The 24076-nt window shown below is 43.0% G+C and carries 20 protein-coding genes; 10 read left to right on the top strand and 10 right to left on the bottom strand.

All coding sequences use genetic code 11. From position 1 onward, the window contains the following. Nucleotides 1-81: 81 nt before the first annotated feature. Complete coding sequence (locus tag B5D54_RS09895; protein WP_078926382.1) at nt 82-1461, top strand: YjiH family protein; 1380 nt, start codon at nt 82-84, stop codon at nt 1459-1461. Between the two features lie 114 nt (nt 1462-1575). Here B5D54_RS09895 and B5D54_RS09890 read toward each other — a convergent pair whose 3' ends face one another. Then, nucleotides 1576-2907, bottom strand: a complete 1332-nt coding sequence (locus B5D54_RS09890) for a DEAD/DEAH box helicase (RefSeq protein WP_078926381.1) — start codon at nt 2905-2907, stop codon at nt 1576-1578. 409 nt (nt 2908-3316) lie between these two features. Between B5D54_RS09890 and B5D54_RS09885 the strand changes: the two genes are divergently transcribed. Further along, nucleotides 3317-3586, top strand: coding sequence for an Lpp/OprI family alanine-zipper lipoprotein (locus tag B5D54_RS09885; protein ID WP_078926380.1), 270 nt, complete (start codon nt 3317-3319; stop codon nt 3584-3586). Between the two features lie 60 nt (nt 3587-3646). Here the strand turns inward: B5D54_RS09885 and B5D54_RS09880 are convergent, their stop codons facing one another. After that, on the bottom strand, nt 3647-4531 hold the full coding sequence (locus tag B5D54_RS09880; protein WP_078926379.1) for a LysR family transcriptional regulator: 885 nt from the start codon (nt 4529-4531) through the stop codon (nt 3647-3649). A gap of 218 nt (nt 4532-4749) precedes the next feature. On the opposite strand from B5D54_RS09880, the gene B5D54_RS09875 reads away from it, so the two are divergent. Then, nucleotides 4750-5109, top strand: a complete 360-nt coding sequence (locus B5D54_RS09875) for a MaoP family protein (RefSeq protein WP_078926378.1) — start codon at nt 4750-4752, stop codon at nt 5107-5109. A gap of 241 nt (nt 5110-5350) precedes the next feature. Here B5D54_RS09875 and B5D54_RS09870 read toward each other — a convergent pair whose 3' ends face one another. Next, the gene (locus tag B5D54_RS09870) at nt 5351-5602 is read right to left on the bottom strand and encodes a DUF3081 domain-containing protein (RefSeq protein WP_078926377.1); all 252 of its coding nucleotides are present in this window, start codon (nt 5600-5602) and stop codon (nt 5351-5353) included. Nucleotides 5603-5912: 310 nt separating this feature from the next. Here B5D54_RS09870 and nagB point away from each other — a divergent pair, with 310 nt between their 5' ends. Next, a complete protein-coding gene (gene nagB, locus B5D54_RS09865; protein WP_078926376.1) occupies nt 5913-6713 on the top strand; it encodes a glucosamine-6-phosphate deaminase in 801 nt (266 codons plus the stop codon). An 80-nt stretch (nt 6714-6793) separates the two neighbouring features. Here nagB and B5D54_RS09860 read toward each other — a convergent pair whose 3' ends face one another. Further along, nucleotides 6794-8533, bottom strand: a complete 1740-nt coding sequence (locus tag B5D54_RS09860) for a SulP family inorganic anion transporter (RefSeq protein WP_078926375.1) — start codon at nt 8531-8533, stop codon at nt 6794-6796. 269 nt (nt 8534-8802) lie between these two features. Between B5D54_RS09860 and B5D54_RS09855 the strand changes: the two genes are divergently transcribed. Beyond that, nucleotides 8803-9465, top strand: coding sequence for an HAD family hydrolase (locus tag B5D54_RS09855; RefSeq protein ID WP_078926374.1), 663 nt, complete (start codon nt 8803-8805; stop codon nt 9463-9465). A 23-nt stretch (nt 9466-9488) separates the two neighbouring features. Here the strand turns inward: B5D54_RS09855 and B5D54_RS09850 are convergent, their stop codons facing one another. Next, nucleotides 9489-12221: a cation-translocating P-type ATPase gene (locus B5D54_RS09850; RefSeq protein ID WP_078926373.1), complete on the bottom strand. Its 2733-nt coding sequence runs from the start codon at nt 12219-12221 to the stop codon at nt 9489-9491. A 299-nt stretch (nt 12222-12520) separates the two neighbouring features. Here B5D54_RS09850 and B5D54_RS09845 point away from each other — a divergent pair, with 299 nt between their 5' ends. Then, nucleotides 12521-14050 (top strand): EAL domain-containing protein, encoded by a 1530-nt coding sequence (locus B5D54_RS09845; protein ID WP_407834989.1) that lies wholly within the window; start codon nt 12521-12523, stop codon nt 14048-14050. A 69-nt stretch (nt 14051-14119) separates the two neighbouring features. Here B5D54_RS09845 and B5D54_RS09840 read toward each other — a convergent pair whose 3' ends face one another. Beyond that, nucleotides 14120-14632 carry an outer membrane beta-barrel protein gene (locus B5D54_RS09840; protein WP_158116768.1) on the bottom strand — a complete coding sequence of 171 codons (513 nt, stop codon included), beginning with the start codon at nt 14630-14632 and terminating at the stop codon, nt 14120-14122. A 473-nt stretch (nt 14633-15105) separates the two neighbouring features. On the opposite strand from B5D54_RS09840, the gene B5D54_RS09835 reads away from it, so the two are divergent. The 3 genes from B5D54_RS09835 to tyrS all read left to right on the top strand — a co-directional run bounded on the left by B5D54_RS09835 (nt 15106) and on the right by tyrS (nt 19725). After that, nucleotides 15106-17403 carry a starch-binding protein gene (locus B5D54_RS09835; protein WP_078926371.1) on the top strand — a complete coding sequence of 766 codons (2298 nt, stop codon included), beginning with the start codon at nt 15106-15108 and terminating at the stop codon, nt 17401-17403. Nucleotides 17404-17560: 157 nt separating this feature from the next. Next, the gene (locus B5D54_RS09830) at nt 17561-18373 is read left to right on the top strand and encodes a helix-turn-helix domain-containing protein (protein ID WP_078926370.1); all 813 of its coding nucleotides are present in this window, start codon (nt 17561-17563) and stop codon (nt 18371-18373) included. 89 nt (nt 18374-18462) lie between these two features. Then, the gene (tyrS, locus tag B5D54_RS09825; RefSeq protein ID WP_078926369.1) at nt 18463-19725 is read left to right on the top strand and encodes a tyrosine--tRNA ligase; all 1263 of its coding nucleotides are present in this window, start codon (nt 18463-18465) and stop codon (nt 19723-19725) included. Between the two features lie 47 nt (nt 19726-19772). On the opposite strand, the gene B5D54_RS09820 is transcribed toward tyrS, so the two are convergent. The 3 genes from B5D54_RS09820 to B5D54_RS09810 all read right to left on the bottom strand — a co-directional run bounded on the left by B5D54_RS09820 (nt 19773) and on the right by B5D54_RS09810 (nt 23121). Further along, complete coding sequence (locus tag B5D54_RS09820) at nt 19773-20507, bottom strand: siderophore ferric iron reductase (RefSeq protein ID WP_078926368.1); 735 nt, start codon at nt 20505-20507, stop codon at nt 19773-19775. Nucleotides 20508-20705: 198 nt separating this feature from the next. After that, nucleotides 20706-21155, bottom strand: coding sequence for a DoxX family protein (locus tag B5D54_RS09815; protein ID WP_078926454.1), 450 nt, complete (start codon nt 21153-21155; stop codon nt 20706-20708). A gap of 208 nt (nt 21156-21363) precedes the next feature. Then, entirely contained in the window at nt 21364-23121 is a 1758-nt protein-coding gene (locus B5D54_RS09810) for a GGDEF domain-containing protein (protein ID WP_078926367.1), read from the bottom strand. 219 nt (nt 23122-23340) lie between these two features. Between B5D54_RS09810 and B5D54_RS09805 the strand changes: the two genes are divergently transcribed. Further along, nucleotides 23341-23577 (top strand): LysR substrate-binding domain-containing protein, encoded by a 237-nt coding sequence (locus tag B5D54_RS09805; RefSeq protein WP_277872742.1) that lies wholly within the window; start codon nt 23341-23343, stop codon nt 23575-23577. Between the two features lie 90 nt (nt 23578-23667). On the opposite strand, the gene B5D54_RS09800 is transcribed toward B5D54_RS09805, so the two are convergent. Beyond that, entirely contained in the window at nt 23668-24012 is a 345-nt protein-coding gene (locus B5D54_RS09800) for a hypothetical protein (protein ID WP_078926366.1), read from the bottom strand. Nucleotides 24013-24076 lie beyond the last annotated feature (64 nt).

Raw genomic sequence — 24076 nt, 5'->3', positions numbered from 1 at the left:
TGAACACTGAGGTCTTTGCTGTAATATGAATGTAAATATTGCTCAAGACCTTTCGTTTGTTAGTAAAGCATGGGAAAAGAAATGCAAGATAATAGTCAACCCTTAACACCTTCCGCCAATAAGCGATCTGCTGGCAATTTTTGGATGTTCTTCCTTCCATCATTAGTGGGTGTTTTTCTATTCATGGCCCCCGTCTATTATAATGATGGGTTAACCATTCCAGTCGCCATTTTAGCAAAATCAGTACAAGCGCTATTGGGTGATTATCTCGTTGGGACCATTACCATCATTGTGGCTTTTATGGCCATTGCTTCTGTAGTAACAAAACTATTCAAACCTGCGGTCATTCTTCGCCACACGTTTCTTAATAACCTTTTAAATCCGAGTTGGGTTTGGCTAGTTGTTCGCATCATCGGTGGTATTGCTATCATCATGACTTTTTTCCAGCTTGGTCCTAAAGCCATCTGGGAAGAAAATACGGGTGGATTGGTGCTGGAAGGATTGCTTCCAACTCTCTTTTCCGTGTTTATTTTTGCAGGGCTACTCCTCCCTCTTCTGTTGAATTTTGGCCTACTTGAACTCATGGGAAGCTTGTTGAGTAAAGTGATGCGCCCCTTATTTAACCTTCCTGGCCGTGGTGCTATTGACTGTACCGCTTCTTGGCTCGGTGATGGTAGTGTGGGTATTCTTCTCACTAGCAAGCAGTACGAAGATAAATTTTATACTCAGCGCGAAGCTGCTGTTATAGGCACAACCTTCTCTGCTGTCTCCATTACATTCAGCTTAGTGGTTCTGGCTCAAGTTCAATTAGAGCACTTATTTTTACCGTTTTATGGCGCGATCTGTCTTGCGGGTGTCGTTGCTGCCATTATCATTCCTCGCCTTCCACCACTAAGCTTGAAAAAAGATATTTTCATTGATGGTTCAAAACCAGAAAAAGATGCCGATGCAATTCCACAAGGGCACAGTACCTTTTCTTGGGGGCTTTCTCTCGCTTTAGATCGAGCAGGGCAAGTCAAATCAGCCAAATCCATTCTTGGTGAAGGCATTCGCAATGCTATTGATATGGTTTTTGGTGTACTACCTGTTGTTATGGGGCTGGGTACGATTGCTTTAGTGATTGCGGAATACACTTCTGTATTTGCTCTGCTTGGTCAACCTTTCATTCCTTATTTAGAAATGCTCGGTGTACCTGAGGCGGTACAAGCATCACAAACCATCGTGGTGGGTTTTGCTGATATGTTTATTCCGGCTATTTTAGCAGCATCTATCGACAATGAGATGACCCGCTTTGTCATTGCAGCAATGTCCGTCACTCAGCTTATCTATATGTCTGAAGTGGGTGCTCTGCTGCTAGGTAGCCGCATTCCCGTCAACATTCTAGAACTGTTTGTGATCTTTATCCTGCGAACACTCATTACATTACCAGTGATTGTTGGGGTTGCTCACCTCATTTTCTAAGCTTATATCACGAAATAAAGTCCATAAAGCTCCGTCAATACGGAGCTTTTTCTCTCCCCTGATAAAACAAAAGCCGCTCCAAAGAGCGGCTTTTGAACACCAATAAGGTGTATGTTATTCACCATCATCCACCTTGGGAGGGGTTTTCTTTTTCGGAATAAAGATAGAATCGCCCACCGCCACGTTCTGATAATAACTTTTATCCCGCTTAACCGGTTTCTTCGCTGTTTTCTTTTGCTGAGGTTTAGCTTTATTGGCAGTAACGGCGGTGTTATGCACCACTTGACGAACTTTCAAGCCTTTAAATTTACCCTGTAAACCTTCTAAAACATCGAACTGAATCTCTTGTTGCAAGAAAGCCTCGACCCGTTTAAAACTATCCCAATCTTTAGGGCCCACCAGAGAAATCGCATCCCCTTTATTGCCCGCCCGCCCAGTACGCCCGACGCGGTGAACGTATTCTTCGGTGTGTTTCGGCATGTCAAAATTAATCACGTGAGTCACACTAGCAATATCCAATCCACGTGATGCCACATCGGTTGTCACTAAAATTTTAAAGATAGCCCGTTCAAATTGGCTCATAATCGTATTACGCTGAGCTTGGTTGAGGTTACCACTCAACGCGACCGCTTTTAGGTGCTGCTGATTTAACTTCTCAGTCAAACGTTCAGTATCCACTCGCGTCGCGGTAAAAATAATCACTTGACGATAGTCAGCTTCCTGCAAAATACGCTCAAGTAGTGCTTCTTTATGATCTAAATGGTCACACAGATAAAAACGTTGCTGAATATCTTTATGCTGTTCATTCGATAGCCCAATCGCAATGCGTTTAGGATCATTTAGCATTTCATAAGCAATATCATTCATTTCTGCATGATCTAACGTTGCAGAAAACATCAGAGTTTGTCGACGACGATGCTTCGCTGCCTTATGAATATGTCGAAGTTGTGGCGCAAAACCTAAATCTAACATTCGATCGGCTTCATCAAGAATGAGCGTCTCTAATCCATCAAGAAAAAGCGAACGATGCTCAAGATGATCCGCCAAACGCCCAGGTGTCGCTACAATAAACCGTGGACCACGACGTAAAGCTTTCACCTGATCATTAAAATTTTCACCACCGGTGATCAAGGTTGCGGTATAACTGAGCCCAGCCAGAGCGGAACGCAGTTCACTATATACCTGCTTAGCCAATTCACGGGTCGGAACGAGAATAATACCGCGTGGGTCTTTAGATGATAATGCTTTATTTTTTAATGCCTTATGCAGCATTGGAAGCAAAAAGGCTAACGTTTTACCCGATCCCGTTTTTGAAGATGCCAACAAATCTTTTCCCGCCATAGCGACAGGAATGGCTTGCCGTTGGATATCGGTCGCTTGTTTGAAATTATAATGAGCTAAGGTTTTCAATAAGCGGTTGTCTAGGCCTAATTCTTTAAACTGCAAAGGATTCTCCAATAAAAAATATCAAGGTTCACACTCTACTCCCTTACTAAGCAAGAGAGTACACTTAACACGATTGCTAAGAAAAATAAGTGTCACCAACATGACTGCCGCTTCAAGCTATAGAGGCAAAGCAGAAAAACAAAAAATCGAACGCAGTATAATAGCGCGAATAGCAATAACATAGATAGCCGTCACAAAAAATATTCTTGTTGCGAGGTACTCAGTTCCCTGAGCAAGAGCTCGAACACAAACTCAAGTGATTCATTCATGTATAATATTTTGGGTTATTTTGACGATTCGTCTATAGGCGAAGGGTAGAATAGTGGCTACACTCTTAAGGCGTCACTGTATAATATGACCAGAAATAATGTATAGGACGTCTTGAATAAAAATCAACAAGGAGTTCGGTATGAATAAAATGTTACTTGCAGCTACAGCATCGTCAGTACTTCTATTAGCGGGTTGTGCATCAGGCACTGACGAAGCAATGACCACAAAATTGGATGAATTGAATAATCAAGTCAGCCAACTTAATGAACAAGTTTCTGCACTGAGAAGTGAAACCGCTTCATTAACATCGAAAGCCAATACCGCAACAGACGCTGCGGTTTCTGCACAAGAAGAAGCGGCTCGTGCTAATGAGCGAATCGACAATATTGCTCAGTCATACACGAAATAGTCAACGCACTGTATAAAAAGGGCAATACATTGCCCTTTTTGCCGTTAATACACCGTGCTTTTAACCCTTCTCTCCCGCTTTCTGTATGCTGTAAGCCGTCAGTGGATCGATGTTTTTAACCAAGGTCTCAACTTGAGTAATCGCCTCTATTGATGAACTATTTTTTCGATAGCTCAGATAAATAGGCCAATACCAATTTTCTACCGCGGCCACACGATACAATTGCCCAGAGTGTAAAAAGGGGTCAACGACTGAGGCCGGTAAATAAGCACTTCCCCCTTTCTCTAAAATAAAATCAAGCGCAATGCGAGCGGTTGACGTTCTTAAAAATGGAGCCGGTGCACGAGGATGGCGATCCGCATGTTCAGAAGCAAATCGCATGCCCCAATCCACATAAACGTACTGATTATCAAAAACAGAATCCGCAGTATCAGGACGAGTGGATACAAAAACCAACACTAAGTCTGCCACTTTCTTACATTGCAACTCTTCTGCTTTAATTTGGTCGAAAGTAAAAGCCATGTCCATCGTCCGCTCAAGAAGTTGGCGATTCAACTGCTCCCGACCCATCACTTCGGCTTTAAAACCATAGCCACTAAATGCGTCTGTAATGGCACTGAGGCAGTTTTGTAAATAAGCATCCCATATGTTCGGCGTACCGCCTAATGTTAGCTGTAGCGCTTTACCGCTCTCTAGTGAAAGCTCTAACTTAGCTTGCTGTAGAGTGGCAACCATTACTTCAGCATAACCAACCAAGCGTTCTCCGGCTGATGTCAATTTGATATTATTGCGATCTCGAGTAAAAAGCTGAGCATCAAAATAATTTTCCAACTGTTTGATTCTTGCACTAACCGCTGCTTGAGTAAGATACAAGTTCTCCGCAGCTCGCCCAAAGTGACGAACTTTAGCCAACTCAAGAAAGGTACGAAAGACTTTTACGTCCATTATTAAATCCTCTGCAATGACAGATGAAGATTAACAAGTAACTACAATTATGACGATAAAAAATTTTTGTTTTTCTTTTCCAGAGTTTGCGCCTAACTTTCGCCGTAATCTACAGCTAAGTAGTGGCATACCTAAGTGCCTTAAAAATGCAAGGTTTATTACAGACATCCAGCATTTTGACGTCAATTAGGAAGCCCGCATATTCACTCGAGGTTGATATGTCTGAAACACTCTTTCGTCACGGAAAAAAACGCTTTTACGATACCAAAAAATTCCCCCGCGGCTTCGCCAAATCTGGTGACTTTACCCTTGCAGAAGAAGAACTCCTGACGCTTTATGGAGAAACATTATTAGGGTTAGAATCCGGTGAGTTACAACCTGAAAATGCCGAAGAACAACATTTCATTGCTGTGCTAGCCGATCCAGATTCAGCAGAAACAAAAATTGAACGCGTATGGATGAAATACGTTCGCCTGGCTCGTGGGCGTAAGCGCTTCCATACTTTAAACGGCCGTAATAAGCCTGATGCGGCAGATGACTATACCGATGATGAACCGAGCTTAGTCGAAGAAGATTAAATTAGAAGTCGCCCTCTGGTGCTTTCAGCATCAGGTTCATCACGCCGAGAAGGCTGAATCATTGATGAACCCCATAAGTAAAGAGCGGGCTAAGTCACAGCTCCGCTCCATTTTTCTTGCACTCAAAGCCTAAGCGACTACATTGGAAAAATCATCATTTCGTGTGATCAACGAATCTTTCTCCCAAAGCCCCTGAGCAAATATCATTGCTAGGGGCTTTGTTTTTTATGCTTAATGGCTTCTATTTCGCCAATAACGCAATTTTCTTCAAGAAACTATCTCGAAGGTGTTCTTGGTCATACTCTAAATGGTAAGTGTTATGAAACCCGACTTTCAGTTCTACACCATTTCCCCGCATATAGACGGTATACCCATCATAGTCTGATAAGGCTTCAACTCCTTGATAGATTTTACCATATTCGGTTGGGGTCCCATGCACCATAATACTTTCATAAGCCTGTAGTATTTTGCTCGGTTCAAGTTCATTTTTCATTATCATCACTCCTTGAGTGCTTTTCCCTTAAAAGTATGGGTAATGAACGTCATTTTTTCCAATGCCCCCTCATTCAATCAATGAGCCACTTAATTTTACCGTTGAATTTTTTATGCTATTTCACCATTTCCCTCGCTAAGTTTCTCCTCTTTACACTCAATACCCCTGAGAAAACATTGAGAAAAAAGCAAATTATGAGAAGAAAAGTCGCTAAATGTGAAAAGTTTGACTCAAAGCATAGCCGTTACAAACAACTTATTTTATAATGCAAATTAATTACTAATAATGGGAATATGAGTAGAGGCAACCAATGAGATTGATTCCATTACACCATGCAGCACAAGTCGGAAAGTGGGCAGCAGCACATATTGCAAAACGCATCAATGATTTCAAACCTACAGCGGAGCGTCCTTTTGTATTAGGACTACCAACCGGTGGCACCCCACTTGCCACTTACCAAGCACTGATTGAATTATATAAAGCAGGCGAAGTCAGCTTTAAGTATGTGGTTACATTCAATATGGATGAATACATTGGTATTGCTCCTGATCACCCAGAGTCTTACCGTTCATTTATGTATAATAACTTCTTCAATCATGTTGATATCCAAGAAGAAAACATCAACTTATTGAATGGCAACACGAACGATCATGACGCTGAATGCCAACGTTACGAAGATAAGATCAAATCTTACGGCAAGATCAACCTATTTATGGGTGGAGTCGGTAATGATGGTCACATTGCATTTAATGAGCCAGCATCGTCTCTATCCTCTCGTACTCGTATAAAAACCTTAACTCAAGAAACGCGTATCGCTAACTCTCGTTTCTTTGATGGTGACATTAATCAAGTCCCTAAATACGCGTTGACCATTGGCGTCGGCACACTATTAGATGCAGAAGAAGTGATGATTCTTGTGACTGGACATAACAAGGCACTTGCTCTTCAAGCCGCTGTCGAAGGCTCTGTGAACCATATGTGGACGGTTTCTGCACTACAATTACACCCTAAAGCCGTGATGGTTTGTGATGAACCCTCAACACAAGAGTTAAAAGTAAAAACCGTCAAATATTTTTCTGAACTTGAAGCAGAAAATATGAAAGGTTTTTAACCGATCCCCTTCAGTGATTCCAAGAGCGGTTTTTAAATAAAAAGTCAGGCGGTTCAAGCCTGACTTTTTATTTCAGTAAATTAAGCCACTTCGGGAATGGGTTTCGGTGGTTCATCTGGGGCGGGTTCTTTTTGCACCGGAGGTACTTGCCCCTCTTCTACGGCACTTTGATAGCAACCACTTAATTTAACAGCAAGATACATATCAGCCCGAAGAACTAATCCGCCATCACCGACAGGCACTCCCGTTAGCTCACACCATTGACGCAAGCTGCGCTTTCTTCCCGCTAAAATTAAACGCACCCCTCGTTTTTTCAATAATGTATGCGTTTCTCCAAGCATCGCCATCACACTCAGATCTAAGTGCGTAAAACTCGCCACAGCATCAATGACGACACAACTCACTTCAGGCTGAATTTGCTCAACATGATCCAACAACCGTCGCTTAAAATACGGCGCATTGAAATACGTTAAAGGGGAGTTAAACCGATAGAGTAACAGTCCCGGAATTTGAGACGCTTTACCTGATGCATCAATCGTGCGGATGGTCCCATCTTCATCAAGCCCAAGCCGTTGATCACTCGGCCTCATCACCACTCTCAGAAATTGAAACAGCCCCAATAATACCGCCAAAGTAATTCCAGGAATCACTCCAACAATCAATACCGAGATAAAGGTAATCGCTGAGAGATAGAAAGCATCTCTATCTCGCTTTCTTAATCCCCAGATACCTTTGAGATCCAATAATGACGTTGACGCAATGATCAGTACCACACCTAAAGCGGCGGTCGGGATGTATTGTAGCGGCTGGTAAAGAAAAATAGCGACAAAACCTATCACCAAAGCAGCAATAATAGAAACCAACTGCGATTTCCCACCATTGGCGTCATTCACGGCTGTACGGGAGTCCGCACCACTAATGGCAAAACCTTGAGAGAAAGCCGAAGCCAAGTTGGCAAATCCCAAGGCTCGAAACTCTTTATCAGCATCAATATCATACCCATTCTTAGCCGCAAAACTTCGAGCAGTCAGCATCATACTGACAAAACTCACCATCGCTAAGTTTAAGGCAGGAACCACCAATTCACGGCTAATCCCAATATCAAACGCAGGGGCTTGAAAAGCCGGTAAACCGCCTTGAATAACACCAACAACATTCACGCCTTGTAAATCTAATTGGGAAAACCACACGACAAAACCGGCAGCAACAATGGCTAACATGGCAGCAGGCCATGCAGGACGAAAACGCTTTGCCGTATAATAGACAACCAATGTCACAATACTGACCATCACCGTTTGCCAGTGAAACTCTAAAACTCGCTGCGGAGCTTCAACCAGCCGCTCTAATAAGTAACTCTGTTCATACCTCACACCAAATACTTTACTGAACTGGCCAACAATAATGGTCAAAGCCACTCCGTTCAGCAAACCAAGCAATATGGGACGAGAAAGGAAATCAGCTAATACACCTAGTCGAAAACGACTCGCTACGAGGCACCACATTCCCATCATGGCCGTCATTGTCATCACCAATTGCCAATGCTTGGTAGGATCGCCAGCGGCTAAAGGAGTGACGACAGCGGCCACCACGGCACAAGTGGCCGCATCAGGGCCAACAATCAACTGTCGAGATGTGCCAAAAAATGCATAAACAATCATAGGAACGACACAAGAATAGAGGCCAACAATGGCTGATACCCCAGTTAATTGTGCGTACGCAATAGCCACAGGCAACGCAACCGCAACCACAGAAAAGGCGGCTCGCATGTCATCTTTAAGCCAAGAGCGTTGATAGTCTCTTAACTGACATAACCCTGGCATCCACTGCCTAATCGCTATTGATTTCAATTTATCTCACCTTTGTTTGACTGATCAGAAAAATCACATTTAAAAAGAAAAGAAAAAAATGGGCTAATTAATAAGAATTCTTATGACTTATTATAAATCAATACTAACAAACTAATTAGGCTAATTCTCTGATTTTTAGAATAATTTATTTCCTTCATTCACAGAAAAAATAGTCGAACTCCCTTTCGTATTTATGTAACAATAAGACACCTCATTTCCTTGTTAACCAAGATGTCATCGTTATGAATTTTCAAGCTGCTATTTTTGATATGGATGGATTATTGCTCGATACCGAGCGTGTTTGCCTAACCGTTTTTGAACAAGCTTGCCACGCGGTAGGTATTCCTTTTCTCCGAGACGTTTACCTATCCGTAATAGGACGCAATGCAGCAGGCATTGAACACGCATTAAAGGCTGGTTATGGCCCTCAACTCGACTACCCTGTATTGCACAAAGAATGGCGTCAACGTTACGATGCGGTCGTTAAACACCAAGCGATCCCGGTTAAAGCAGGGGTGCTTGAGCTATTACAGTGGTTAAAAGCCAACCATATTCCAACGGCAGTTGCCACTTCAACCCAAAAAGAAATCGCCAGTATTAAACTGCGTTTAGCTCAAATTGATCACTACTTTGATTCTCTGACCACAGGTTGTGAAGTCACTCATGGAAAACCTGATCCAGAAATTTATCTACTGGCCGCCAAACGGCTTAGTGTCCATCCGACTCAATGCCTCGCCTTTGAAGATTCCAATAACGGCGTAAGAGCGGCGATGGGGGCCAAAATGATCACTTTCCAAATCCCCGATTTAGTCGAACCCACCGAAGAAATTCGAGCACTTGGCCACCATATCCGTCCATCACTCACCCAGACTCTGACTGAGTTACAAAGCGGGTCGCTTTTCTAAAATCAGGAGGCCCCCTTGATACATTACTGGCGTTGGTATTTATACTTTCGCCAAAGCATTTTTTCGATCTCAACCAATACCATTACGATACCGCCATAGATTATCATCACCCCCCAATAAGCGATGGAGATGGGAGCACTATGAAATAGTTGATTCATCATCGGTAAATATAGGAAAGCTAACTGAGCTCCCATCATTGCCAATAGACCAACCACTATCCATGGGTTCGTGTGCAGTGGCACCGTCAGTATGGATCCGTTTAATCGACGACAATTAAGTAAGAAAAAACTTTGTACCACCACAAATAAAGTCACCGCAATGCTACGAGACTCCTCCAAACTCGCCCCTTGAACCACTGACCATTGAAACAACCCAAATGCCCCTAACAGCAATAAACTACTCACAGAAATAATCCGGCTGATGATCTCTCGATTCAAAATCGGTTCTTTTAACTCTCTCGGTTGACGCTGCATTAAACCGGCTTCTTTGGGTTCAAAAGCCAGCATTAAGCCTAAAAAAACAGCCGTTGTCATATTAAGCCATAAAGCTTGTACCGGTAGAATCGGTAGCGTTAAGCCAAAAACGATGGCAACCATGATCACAAGCCCTTGGCCTAAGTTCGTTGGTAAAATCCAAGTGATAAATTTGGTGAGATTATCGAAAACATTGCGCCCCTCTTCTACCGCAGCCTCAATAGAAGAAAAGTTATCATCGGTTAACACCATGTCAGAAGCTTCTTTTGCGACTTCTGTCCCGCTGATCCCCATCGCAATGCCAATATCGGCTTGCTTCAATGCCGGAGCATCATTAACACCATCGCCAGTCATAGCGACAACCCATTGATGGGCTTGCAATGCGGTGACTAACTGCAACTTTTGCTCTGGAGCCACACGAGCAAAAATCGACACCTCCTGACAGGCAAATTTCAGTTGTTCCTTATCTAACTCACTCAACTGCTGCCCAGTCAGTACAGGACCAAAGCGGGAATTTGGATCACTGATTATGCCAATTTCTGAAGCAATCGCTTGAGCAGTCAAAGCGTGATCACCCGTAATCATTTTCACTTTTACTCCTGCTTGCTGACACGTTGTGACAGCATGAATGGCTTCTGCTCGAGGAGGGTCAATCATGGCTTGCAAACCGATAAAGACTAACTGTCTTTCTGTCTCCTGCTGATTAAAACGTTGTAAATTTTGCTCTTCCTTATCAACCCATTGCATAGCAAATGCAAGCACTCGCAAACCTTGGCTCGCCCATTGAGTCACTTGTTCATTGAGTTGTTCCAAATTGAATGCCGTCAAACGCCCATCTTCCGTCAGTTGCTGACAACAACGACGGCTAATTTGTTCGATAGAACCCTTAAGATAGATGATGTTTCTTTTTTCATCGAAATGATGAAGAGTAGCCATATATTGTCGATCAGATTCAAATGGAATGGTATCCAAACGCTGGTAATGCTGTTGACAGTGACTTATCTCTAACCCCGCTTTTAAGGCACAGGTAATCAATGCGCCTTCCGTCGGGTCTCCTTCCACTAGCCAACGTTCTTCCTTCTCCAGTAAACGAGAATCGTTATTTAATAATCCAGCTCGCAATACATGCTCGAGCGCACCATTGTCTTCCCATCTCCCTTGTAACTCACCCTGTGGGGCATAGCCGCTCCCGGTCACCTCTACACTTTGGCTTGCAGCATAAAGTCTTTGAACCGTCATTTGGTTTTCCGTTAGTGTTCCAGTTTTGTCTGAACAAATAACATTGGTCGAACCCAGAGTTTCTACGGCTGAAAGTTTTCGAATAATCGCATTGCGTTTCGCCATTCGCCGCACCCCAATAGCCAGTGTTATCGTCACCACGGCAGGAAGCCCCTCAGGAATAGCAGCGACGGCAAGAGCCACCGCCGCCATAAACGTCTCAGAGGCAGGTAACCCATACCCTAAACCAATAAAGAAAGTCAGCCCAGCCAACGCAAGAATGACCCACAATAATAAGCGGCTGAATGCATGAATTTTTCTTGTTAATGGTGTTTCAAGCTGTGTTGCCTGAGCAATCATTCTGGCTATTTTTCCTGTTTGTGTCTGATCACCCGTAGCAACGACCATCCCTTGAGCGGTTCCATAAGTCACTAAGGTTCCCGCGAACACCATATTACTGCGATCCGCCAAAACCGCCGCGCTATCCAGTTCCCCTCTTTGTTTTTCAACCGCAACAGATTCCCCTGTTAAGGTGGATTCATCGACCTGTAAATCTCGACAACGATAAAGACGAGTGTCCGCAGGAACTTTATCTCCCGAAGCAAACAAAACAACATCCCCACACACTAAATCGGTGGTGGGTACCCACTGTTTTTTACCATCACGCATCACAGTAGAATTTGAGGAGAGCATTTTTTTTAATGAATGAATGGCTTGTTCTGCTTTACTTTCCTGAGCAAAGCCAATCAAGGCATTAATTAAAACCACCAGTAAAATAACCCCAGCATCAATATACTCGCCAAGAAAAGAGGTAACGATAGTAGCGACTAACAGAATGTAAATCAGTGGATTATGAAACTGTAATAACAGACGACGCCACGCAGGTATTCTAGCCTGCCCTGTAATCACATTGGGACCATCCCGCTCTAGCCGTTGCTTGACCTCTTGCGAAGACAACCCCCATTCCACATCACTGTTTAGCCGTTTAAAAACCTCTGCTTCAGAGAGGTTATGCCAGTGAACCTCCTTCTCTTCATGGCTAACATACGATGAATCTTTCGTCATTCTCACCTCCCGAACCACATCAATCGATTGCTTATTCATAAGCATAGTTGTCATGGCTTAATAAACGAGATCGTCATAAAAAATCTGTCTTAGTGCTCAAACTTTTTCATCTGATTTCTTATTAGAAACTCAGTAAAACAAAGCGGTTAGTGTATAAAAACCCGCCAAATTTTAACTAAATGAAAAGGCGTCTTATTAATGAGACAGCATTATCGGAAATTTACCGCACAAGATACAGGACCCTGAAATAAATAATGCTAAAGTAATGTATATTATCGACCATTCTGAGGATAAGGACCTTGCCTTCCAATCACACTAAACGACGAGCCTTCTCTTTGTTACTGCTGCCGATGCTTATCTACTTTGCAGCCTTTCCTCTTATTTCGTCCTCTGTTGCTACATTACTGCTCAGCCAAAAGAAGGATCAGATTGAGTTTTATCTCGTCAATAGAAGCAATATGCTGCAAGAGATGATTACTCAGCAGCTAAACACACTCAGCTTTAACTGTGGTGATGAAGATTGGCAAATTATCCGCAACCCCATTTTTTACAACCAACACATTCGTTTTATGGGTGTAGAAACATCTGAGGGAAAACAATGTTCCACACTCGGTTACCCTTTTATTTTTCATGATGCTCAACACCCAACGTTTACGGCAAAAAATGGCTTTTCCGTCTCAGCGACCCCTAACATCGACCATACAGAAAACGAACTGCTCATTCAGTTTGTGATCAATGGAAATCGAGTGATTTGGGTTATCGATAGCAGTTGGACCCAAAACGAACTCGATTCCCCTTGCCAAGATTGTTTCTACTATCAAGCCAGCTTTTTAGATAAAGAAACCGAAGTCTTAGTTCTGAAACGAGGAGATGAACATATTCCCTATGAACCCAAGGCTCAATCCTTGTCTTTTAGTGGAAAAGGGAAAGCGGTCGCCAGTAAGCAATTTCTCTGGTCAGGGCAAGCCTTACGACAATACATTAAACACAATATGATTCTTTGGGGGACGCCCATTAGCCTTTTTTTGGGCATTTTACTGATGGGTGGATATTGGTTAATTCGTAACTATCGGAATTCTATCGAAGGTCTCATTGAAAAAGGGATTCGAGATGGCGAGTTCATTCCTTACTATCAACCCATTGTGGATAGTCGTACCGAGCAAATTGTCGGCTATGAAGTACTCTTACGTTGGCAAAAAAGTCACGAGTTGGTCGCCCCCGATCTCTTTATTTATGCCGCTGAAAGTACAGGGCTCATCATTAAGATAACGAATCAGATCATCCAAAAAGTATTAAATGATTTAGAACATCTTCCCCCCACTCATTGGGTCAGCATCAATCTGGTTGCTGAGCATGTGGAAAAACGTCAGCTATCCATGTTGCTGCATGCCCTAAATTGGCCACAACCCCAACGAATTAAGTTTGAATTAACAGAACGGATACCAATCAAAAATTTAGTCATGGCGGCAGAAGAAATTGCCTTATTAATGGAAAAGGGCTACCACTTCAAAATTGACGACTTTGGTACAGGTTATGGCGGCTTTTCCTATTTGCAACATTTGCACATCCGTAATATCAAGATTGATAAAATGTTTGTCGACACGATCGAAACCGATGATGTGAAAAAAAGTGTCTTAGACTCGATCATTGCGTCTGCTAAAGCTGGAAATATTGAGTTAATTGCGGAAGGAGCGGAAACGCTTAATCAAGTCGATTACCTAGCAAAACAAGGGGTTTATCTCATTCAAGGTTATGTTTATGCCCGCCCCATGCCGATTAGTGAGCTCATTAACAAACTTAACGATGAAAATCTCTCATTTCCTATTTAACAATAAGCTCTCCCACCATGATGGGAGAGCTTATCTCTTCAACCTGAGCATGTTACTGATGACAAAGTGTTAGAAACCGATACCGGCACCAATTGAAATGGATGTTGAGTCAGCACTGCCTTGTGTGCTGTATCCTACCTCTAACGAGAAGTTAGAAGCATTAGCGCTCAATAGATTTACCCCAATGGCTCCCGTTAAACCAAAACCATCACTCTCATTATCTTTATAGGTACGATTGTAATATTGCCCACCCGCCCGAAGATAAACATCACCAACACTGAAAGGCTGACGTAATGTCATAGTAAGCGGAACGGTATAAGCTTTGTAAGAATGCTTTTCACCCAACTTATCTTTTAGATCAGCATTGGTTTCACTATAGCCCAAGTTGACCGAACTAAAAGGCGTTAAACGATAAGAACCCCGCACTTTCCACTCATAACCAGTTGCGGTATCGCCACCGTAAGAGACTCGTGTCGGTCCAGCACTTGCCGTCATACTAAAAGGGGTAGATTGAGCATAGCTAGGTGCTGCAAAAATAAGTAATAGAGCGGCTAAGCTCATTACCTGAGAAGTTTTCTTCATAAGTATATCCTTATCTATATCTAAACCTGACACTGTATTGAGTTTAGCGGCAAATAGAATAAAAACCTTAGCAATATTCCTGCCTTCTTTCATAACCTTATATCACATAAGGCAAAGAGAATGCCTTTCTCTCGCCATTCAACATACTAGCCGCTTCACCTATCATTTTGCCTAATACCTCACGTTATGTGTCAATCAACCATTAAGATGAACATTATAAATATAATGAAATCAATATATTAACTTAAAACCAAACTTCTATTCCAATTTTATTCTCTTATTTCATCGTGAATATGCGCATTTAGTGACTGTATTTAAATCTAGAAAAGTAAAGCTTGTACAAATAATGACGATTCTCACAATCCCTCTTTTTTCAGGAGGTATTCTTTTTTATCTCTCCTAAAGTTTTGCTGTCTTTTTAGACAAAATACATTTTTTCTTACATTTTAAGATTTCAAACTTAAGGAAAGAACATGAAATTCAACAAGAGTTTGTCTGCCGGACTCATGTTATTCGGGAGCTTAATCGGGGGAACACAAAGCTATGCTCAAACCGTTCCAAAAACAACATTCGTCCACTTATTTGAATGGAGTTGGCAAGATATTGCTCAGGAATGTGAAGAGTTCCTAGGACCTAAAGGGTTTGCTGCGGTACAAGTCTCCCCTCCTCAGAAAAGTGTCGATAACCCGGCTTGGTGGTCTCGCTACCAACCCGTTAGTTATGCTTTTGAAGGCCGTAGTGGTAACCGTGCACAATTTGCGGATATGGTGCAACGTTGTAAAAACGTAGGGGTAGACATTTATGTGGATGCCGTCATTAACCATATGGCGGCATGGAATCGCAACTTCCCAGAAGTTCCATATGGAGTTAATGACTTTAATAGCTGCACCAGTGACATCAACTATTCTAATCGCTGGTCAGTACAAAATTGTGATCTTGTCGGACTTAATGATCTCAAAACCAGTTCTGAGTATGTTCGCCAAAAAATTGCAGACTACATGAATGATGCGATCAGTATGGGGGTCGCTGGGTTTCGTATTGATGCGGCGAAACATATGCCAGCCGAAGATATCGCGGCAATAAAGAGTAAGTTACATGGCACCCCTTATATTTTCCAAGAAGTGATCGGTGCCGAGAATGAACCCGTTAAGCCTGCGGAATATACCTATATTGGTGATGTTACTGAGTTCTTCTTTGCTCGCACCCTAGGACCTAAGTTTAAGCACGGGGGAATTAAAGACTTACAAGGTATTGGTTCTTGGAATGGTTGGCTAAGCAGCAGCGATGCCGTGACTTTTGTAACCAACCATGATGAAGAACGCCATAACCCAGGGCAAGTACTCAGCCATCAAGACTTTGGTAACCTCTACTTCCTCGGTAACGTTTTTACTTTGGCCTATCCTTATGGGTATCCCAAAGTCATGTCAGGCTACTACTTCAATGATTTTGATGCAGGCCCTCCCGCAACAGGTATACATACGGGGAACGCCTGTGGTTTTGATGGAGGAGACTGGGTTTGTGAACACCGCTGGCGCGGCGTAGCCAATATGGTGGCTTTTCGTAATCACACCGCAGCAGAATGGCGCGTAACCAACTGGTGGGATGATGGCTATAACCAAGTCGCCTTTGGCCGTGGTGGGCTAGGTTTTGTTGTCATTAACCGAGACGACAACAAAGGCATCAACCAAGGTTTTGCTACCGGAATGCCAGCGGGTGAATATTGCGACATCATCAGTGGTGACTTTAACTCACAAACGGGAACATGTAGTGGCACCACCATCAGTGTAGACAGTTCAGGTTATGCCCATTTCACCGTGGCTTCTCATAATGCGGCGGCCATTCATGTCGGAGCAAAAGTAGGACAAACCTGCACCGATTGTGATGATGGTGAGAAAAAACCGGCTACGCCTGTTACGGCAACCAACCTCTGCTACGACAATGCCGCTAATCACACTTCACCAACACTCTACTACTGGGGAGCACAACCCGTAGGCTCACTCACAAACGCCACTTGGCCTGGCGTTACCATGACGGCAAATGGTGATTTCTATTGCCATGATGTTGAAACTGAGCTTTCAAGTGTGAATGTGATTTTTTCAAATCAAGGTGCCAATAAGAGTAACGATCTCACCACCACTACTGGAACGTGTTATAGCGATGGTAGCTGGAAATCTTTAGCCGACTGTGGGTTTACCCTAATCACAGAGAGCGATGAGGATGAAGGTAACGCCACCCAAATCTGTTATGACAATGAGCAAGGATTCTCTCAGCCTTACCTCTATTTCTGGAATGTGGCGGCCGCAACCCCCATTGCTAACGCAACTTGGCCTGGGCAAGCAATGACCCAACAAAATGGTCAATACTGTTATGACTTTGGTACTAACCTCAATAGTTTGAAAGTCATTTTCAGTGATCAAGGCAGCCGCCAAACCCTCGATATGGAGGTGTCAGCACCAAACCTTTGCTATGCCAATGGTGAATGGAAAGATCTGTCTCAGTGCACCAGCAACACGAATGGTGGAAATGAAACTTGGTACTTCCGAGGTACAGCAAACGGGTGGGGATTAACACTGCTGGATTACAATGAGCAAACCGGCCTTTACACAACAACCCAAACCTTCAGTGGTGAAGAGTCACCCGCAAGGTTTAAAATTGATAATGGTTTGTGGACAGAATCCTACCCAAGTACGGATTATCAAGTCGGCGACTACGCCACCTATCAGATTCATTTCAATAGCAGTACAAAAGCCATCAGTGTGACACAACACTAATCACCTTATCGGTACAGTCTTGAGACTGTACCGATTTTTACCTCTTACAACCAATCCTTCGGATAAGCATTGAATTTATTTGCGGGGCTGCTACATTCATGAGGTTCAATAACAAGCAATGCGCAATTTCGGTCAATAACTTTAACTCAATTTATGTATGAATAACCAAGAATATCATCAGCTCGGTAACGCCATTGCAGCACTTAAAACGCCTTATTTTACCTCACACCTTATCGATTTATTGAAAACGATACTCCCTTTCGACTGCGCCGTCATTTTAGGATATCGACAAAATAAACATCCGATTTATCTTTATGATTCAATTCCTTCACAGCGTCAGTTACTTTTTCAGCACTACTTAACTCACACCTATTTACAAGATCCTTTCTATACCGCTATCGCCCAACAACAACACACCGGGATCTTACATCGTTCAGAGTTCAGCCAGTTGGCATTCACACATGTTCAGCAAGAGTATCACACCGATTTTTATGAAAAAACAGGTTGGCAAGATGAGGTTGGCATTGCGGTTAATTTAGATGAAACACGCTGGATAGTCGTATATTTAGGTATCTTAGAGAAAGAGAAAAACATTACAACCAAACAGCTAACTTCACTCAAACAGCGCTTTTCCATACTCGAAGCTTTGTGCCGTCAACATTGGGGACACCAGCCCTTACTGCTGTCTGAAAATGGACAAACCCATACCGATATACGTCACTGGGTCGAACAGGCAATCTATCAATTTGGAGCAAAGCATTTAACTCCACGGGAACAACAAATCACTTCACTGCTTGTCCAAGGATTAGACTCACAGGACATTGCCCACCAACTAAACATTTCACAGGGTACGGTCAAAAATCATCGTAAACATATTTATGCTCAGTTACATGTCTCATCATTAAGTGAACTGTTTCAACTTTTTCTCAACCACCTGATAGCCTCACCTCAATTAGGCAATGAGTCTTAGAAAAAAATAACGCGAACTGTCCCTTTAGGGACATCGCATCCTACTGGCTTCTTCCGCTACTCTGCCAAGCAGATTACATCGGAGGCTATATGAATTCACACCCTTTCCTTAACGATCTCAATCAACGAGGTTTAATTGCCCAAAGCACCCCACTAGAGGAACTCAACGTTCTACTTTCTACACCACAAACGCTCTACTGTGGTTTTGACCCTACCGCCGGTAGCTTACACATCGGCCACTTGGTTCCATTGTTGATGCTCAAACGCTTTCAAGATGCGGGGCATAAAGCCATTGCTTTGATTGGTGGTGCAACTGGCATGATAGGCGACCCGAGCTTTAAAACCGCTGAGCGTAGCTTAAATTCAGCGCAAACCGTACAACAATGGGTTACCGATCTGTCGCAACAAATTCAGCAAGTGATGACACCTCACCTTCAGCAGCCTTTTGTCACCGTTAATAATGCAGACTGGATTGGGCAGATAAACATCATCGATTTCTTCCGTGATGTGGGTAAACACTTTTCAGTCAATGCGATGATCAACCGAGAATCGGTCAAACAACGTTTAGCCCGCCCAGACCAAGGCATCTCTTTTACTGAATTTAGCTATTCCTTGCTACAATCTTTTGATTTCGCTCATCTCAACCAGCATTATCAGTGCAATTTGCAGATTGGTGGAAATGATCAGTGGGGAAATATTGTCAGTGGTATCGACCTCACTCGTCGACTTAATAATACCAGTGTACATGGGCTGACTCTCCCATTGATCACCAAATCTGATGGAACAAAATTTGGTAAAACGGAAAGTGGTGCTGTCTGGCTCGATGCCAATAAAACTTCACCTTATGCTTTCTACCAATTTTGGCTCAATACGGATGATGCTGATGTATACCGCTTCTTACGTTACTACACGTTTCTCTCTTTATCGGAAATTGAAGCCATTGAGCAAGAAGACAACACTCGCGCAGGAAAGCCCCAAGCACAACAAATTCTCGCCCAGCAACTGACTCAATTTGTCCATGGTAATGAAGGCCTCCTTAGCGCTCAGCGTATTACCCAAGCCCTATTTAGCGGCGAGATGAACCAACTGAGTTTAAGTGAATTACAACAGTTGGAACTGGACGGCTTACCTTGCTTTCATACCGAACAGGCCGATAACTTGATCGAACTCCTGCTGGAGACTCAACTGGCAAGCTCGAAGCGCCAAGCGAGAGAATGGCTCACCAATGGCGCAATTCGAGTCAATGGTGAACGCGTTCAAAACGAAAACATGGATGAACATTTTGCTCTCTTTGATCGTTACTATATTCTTCAGCGTGGTAAAAAACAGTTTGCATTATTGAAATTGGCTTAAGCGTTTACACTGTAAATAAGCACCGAACCACTCGGTGCTTATTGGCTTCACGATGCGGCTAAAAGGCTATTTTTATTCCGCTGACGAGGACAATTCGTACACATTTCACGCCCAGCACATTGATAGGCCAAACAACAACTGGTGCGCGTAAGCTGTAATTCATTACGCTGAGATGTCAACGTTATGTTGTCTAGATACTTCTGGGGTAACTGGCAAGCATCAAGCCACAGCTTTGCGTACTCCATCCATTGCTCACTCCCAAAATCAAGTTGGGTTTTCTGTAATCGAAGTAATCCATTCAATAAATTGTCTGCCCAGAGATGTCGCGTAAACCCGGGACGGATTCGCACCCACTGATCCATTTCACTGCGATACGCTTCAAACAGAATCTGCAGCTGCTGTCCGGCTTTTTGAATCAATATTGGTACACTGCCTTGTTCAAACTGTGCAGATTCAAAATAAAAACCGCTGATCAAGGGAGTATGAACCCATTGATGAACCTGCTGAACATCCGGCAAAGCTTTTAGCTCATGAATCGCAATCAATGAAAGAGCCAGCGGCTGCCAGCAGAGCAGGTCCCACGTTCGAGTTAGCCAATACGCCGATCCGGCCTCGGGGGCACCACTTTTGATATCATGAAAAAGAGGTTGTATTACTGCCGTATTATTTTGAGCAATATGGATTCCAACCCCGTGATCCGGTCGCTTATCATAGCCTTTCAGGTAAGGCGAATATTGGCTGGCATGCTCAAACAATTGAGTCAGTCGTCGATGGCTCATCATTTATACCGTTCATTATCAGAACAGCTAAGCATACTCACCTCTAACTAATATCGCAAACAATTCTCATTAAGATTGACAATTGGCATTTCTGAACAAAAAATCAGCAGCGCCACATAGAAGACTCCATGCGGCGCTGATTTATTTTTTCTACTGGCTCACGATACTGGCTAAGAAGAGTATCAATGGCTTCACCAATTTTTACTTAGCCATGAGCTTTTTCGCAACAATCCCATCTAAACCCAGTTTACCGGCGCCTGATAGCATCAGTGAGAGACTGGCGGCTAATAAAGCCAAACCAAATTCATAACCGTTATTTGCCATAAACAGCCCATTTGCAAAGTGTACCGAGAAAATGGCGACCAACATGGTAAATGAAAGAACCGCTGCCGCAGGGCGAGTGAGCAAGCCCAATAGAATGGCCAAGCCACCAAAGAATTCACCACTTCCGGCTAAAAATGCCATGACAACACCAGGGCCAAGCCCAATAGAGTCCATCCATTGCCCTGTCCCTTCAAGGCCATACCCACCAAACCAACCAAACAATTTTTGAGCTCCATGTGCCATAAAGATGATCCCAACAGGAATACGTAGTGCCAATGTGCTGTAGCCGGCTTTAGATTCAACGAGTTTTTTAATACGTGCTTGCATGATATCTTCCTCAATAAAATTCATTATCTAATTTTGAACTGGATGGGTTATCCCTCAATCGATGTAGCCATTCTAAAGAAATAAAGAATGAGGAAAACTAGGATAAATTGACATTAACATTCAATTTTTTTGAACAAGATAATGCCTTGTCAATGAAAGAAAAAGCTAACGTTTCCGAAAAAATATCTGGCACGCAACAGAGATTAATTCAACTCACTTGTAACTGCGCTGGACCTCGGCGAGTAGAGACAAATACCGCATTGCTGGCCAATTTTTTTGCTTCATACTTTGCGGCGGTCGAGAGCGCAGCCACGTCATGATAATTCAGGCAAAGCTCAGGATCCGGAAAAGTAATTCCGATTGATAGAGAAAGTAGCGGGTAGAAACAACGTTCTCCCGTTCGGCTTAATGCAACAATCCCCCCACGCTGTCGATCTTCACTGGTATAGTAATTCACAACGCAATCGTCAAATTGAGCCACTAGCTTTTGGCATATCTGTTCTGCCTCATCACCATGAAAGATGATCACAAAATCATCACCACCAATATGACCAACAAAGTTTCCGGTCCCAGCAACCTGCTGCTGAATCATATCAGCCAGCATTTGCAGAACAAGATCACCTTTACTGTATCCATAAATGTCGTTGTACGGTTTAAAGTTATTGAGATCAAGATAGGCGACAGAAAAGGCAACCTCTTCTCGAAGAAGACGTTCGATTTGCTGATAAATAGGGACATTCCCCGGTAATAAAGTCAAAGGGTTGGCATAACGCGCATAGTGTAATTTACGTTCACTGACTTTTTTTAACAGTTGCCGAACCGAGCCTAACCCGAGGTATTGCCCTTTCCGGCAAATAATGAAGTACCAGCTAGAAGCATTGCACTCATCTTCCGCCACTATACGGCTGACTTCATCTAAAGAATAGCTGGTATCGACAATCACAGGGGTTGGATTCATCAATTGGTTAATCGGTTTTTTCTCATACAATGCTCGGCCAAAAGGTTGTGCGAAAAAGCCTTCCAACTGAGTACGACAAATCAACCCAACAGGGACACCTTTTTTCAAAATAGCCATACTTTGTAATGCTGGTTGCTCTTTAAATAAAGCGTACACATCCATCGCTAATCGATAGTGAGGAACTGTTGGCGCATCACGCACAATTTGCTCAATACAATCATTGGCTAAATTTTCCGGTTCACGATGAGCGGGAAAAATATAACGGTGCTGTAGTACTAAGCTTTGCTGAGGGCGGCCCAATAAATATCCCTGCGCAAAATCTGCGCCTAATTCTCGACAAAGGTAAAACTCCTCCTCCGTTTCAATTCCTTCTGCTACCACCATCGCACCAATGGTTTTCGCCAAACGAATGATATTTTGTACAAATGCTTTTTTTGTTGGGTCACGATGTACACCATCAATAAAGTAGCGATCAATCTTCACAATATCTGGCTTCAATTCAGACCAGAGCTTCAAGCCTGAAAAACCGCTGCCTAAATCATCAATGGCAATTTTAAACCCAAGCTGACGGTAATGGTGAACCGCATTAATCAATAAGTCGGGATCTTCTACTTGGTATTGTTCTGATATTTCAATGACTATTCTGGCAGGATTAAGCTGCATCTTCTCCAGCAAACTTTTTGTCAATAAACTGGTGTGATTTTCTGTTAATAATAGTAATGGATTCACATTTAAAAACAGCTGCCCATCAACTTGGGCTGCAGAAAAAGCCAAAATACTCAGTTCTCGACAAAGCATTTCTAGAGGTTCGAGCTCTCCGCAGGCTAAAGCGGTTTTAAACAGTTGGATTGGGGAATGTAAAGGACTATCAGAAGGCCCCCGAATCAAGGCTTCAAATCCTTTTATCGCACCATCTGAAAGCGACAATATAGGTTGAAAAAGTGGCGTTAATGCTCTGTTTTTTAGGATATGATTCAATTCAATACAATGCTGGGAAGAGGTAACCATACTTCTACTTAGATTCTGTCTAATGATAAAATCAAAGCCTAACGAGGCTGCATGACAGCTTTATTAACAGTGGTCTTTTTCATAAATGACAGGAACATTCTTTCGTCTCTCACGAATGCGGTTTAATGATTTAATAAAGAAAGCATAAAGGGCAGCTTACGCCTAAAAACCCAAGCTACCCATATCACGGAGTTTTATCTTTCTGATTAGGCTTTAAACATCCAGCGGAACTTTAATCATGAAGAACTCACTATGGTGGCCGCAAGGCAATCAATGGGAGTAGCCATGGGCCGTTACCACTTGATTAAACCCTACCTAGAGAGCGGTGAGCTGATTGCGCCATTTGAACGTATCCCTTCTGGGCTAGGGTACGATTTAATTTGTCCGAAAGGGCATGAAGTTCGCCCTCGATTTAGTGCATTTTTCCAATGGATTAAAAATCAGGTAGGAGAGTAGGTGATGATATAGTAGATAAAATTGGCGCGAGAGCGATCAAAACCTAACCTTATTGTTAACAACGCGCCATATCAACCATTACCAATAAACTCAATGTGTAAACGTCTGGGGCTCATTGATATTCATCGCGGTGAGATCGCCATTTGGGTTGAGCACATGAGGCAAGATTTTAGGTAAATTTAACTCAATATCTTTATCTTCTACGGGGTTAATCACTTCGTTATACCAACCTAATAAACCCAGTACCGCATAACCAATAGCATCATCGTCTTCACTATGTTCGATGATAATTTGCAGCAATCGTAAAATGGCACGGTCATTACTCTGCGCTTGTGTGCGAGTCGAATGAAAAATTGCCGTCGCCTCTGCAACGAGTCCATCAAACTCAGTTTCAATGGCCACTTTAAATGACCCACCATCAACAGAAATTCTCATATAACGTTATCTACTTATACTGATTGGTTTCAATGACTACGAAGCATAACCATTTTTGAACGTT

The sequence above is a fragment of the Vibrio cincinnatiensis DSM 19608 genome (genome assembly GCF_900167345.1).
Taxonomy (GTDB): Bacteria; Pseudomonadota; Gammaproteobacteria; order Enterobacterales; family Vibrionaceae; genus Vibrio; species Vibrio cincinnatiensis.
The sequence above is the reverse complement of the archived record's forward strand: the minus strand, read 5'-3'. Positions and strand labels throughout refer to the sequence as shown.

Coding starts and splice junctions, on each gene's coding strand:
- B5D54_RS09895 (WP_078926382.1), top strand. CDS start 82: ATGCAAGATAATAGTCAACCCTTAACACCTTCCGCCAATAAGCGATCT.
- B5D54_RS09885 (WP_078926380.1), top strand. CDS start 3,317: ATGAATAAAATGTTACTTGCAGCTACAGCATCGTCAGTACTTCTATTA.
- B5D54_RS09880 (WP_078926379.1), bottom strand. CDS start 4,531: ATGGACGTAAAAGTCTTTCGTACCTTTCTTGAGTTGGCTAAAGTTCGT.
- B5D54_RS09875 (WP_078926378.1), top strand. CDS start 4,750: ATGTCTGAAACACTCTTTCGTCACGGAAAAAAACGCTTTTACGATACC.
- B5D54_RS09870 (WP_078926377.1), bottom strand. CDS start 5,602: ATGAAAAATGAACTTGAACCGAGCAAAATACTACAGGCTTATGAAAGT.
- nagB (WP_078926376.1), top strand. CDS start 5,913: ATGAGATTGATTCCATTACACCATGCAGCACAAGTCGGAAAGTGGGCA.
- B5D54_RS09860 (WP_078926375.1), bottom strand. CDS start 8,533: ATGCCAGGGTTATGTCAGTTAAGAGACTATCAACGCTCTTGGCTTAAA.
- B5D54_RS09855 (WP_078926374.1), top strand. CDS start 8,803: ATGAATTTTCAAGCTGCTATTTTTGATATGGATGGATTATTGCTCGAT.
- B5D54_RS09850 (WP_078926373.1), bottom strand. CDS start 12,221: ATGACGAAAGATTCATCGTATGTTAGCCATGAAGAGAAGGAGGTTCAC.
- B5D54_RS09840 (WP_158116768.1), bottom strand. CDS start 14,632: ATGAAGAAAACTTCTCAGGTAATGAGCTTAGCCGCTCTATTACTTATT.
- B5D54_RS09835 (WP_078926371.1), top strand. CDS start 15,106: ATGAAATTCAACAAGAGTTTGTCTGCCGGACTCATGTTATTCGGGAGC.
- B5D54_RS09830 (WP_078926370.1), top strand. CDS start 17,561: ATGAATAACCAAGAATATCATCAGCTCGGTAACGCCATTGCAGCACTT.
- tyrS (WP_078926369.1), top strand. CDS start 18,463: ATGAATTCACACCCTTTCCTTAACGATCTCAATCAACGAGGTTTAATT.
- B5D54_RS09820 (WP_078926368.1), bottom strand. CDS start 20,507: ATGATGAGCCATCGACGACTGACTCAATTGTTTGAGCATGCCAGCCAA.
- B5D54_RS09815 (WP_078926454.1), bottom strand. CDS start 21,155: ATGCAAGCACGTATTAAAAAACTCGTTGAATCTAAAGCCGGCTACAGC.
- B5D54_RS09810 (WP_078926367.1), bottom strand. CDS start 23,121: ATGGTTACCTCTTCCCAGCATTGTATTGAATTGAATCATATCCTAAAA.
- B5D54_RS09800 (WP_078926366.1), bottom strand. CDS start 24,012: ATGAGAATTTCTGTTGATGGTGGGTCATTTAAAGTGGCCATTGAAACT.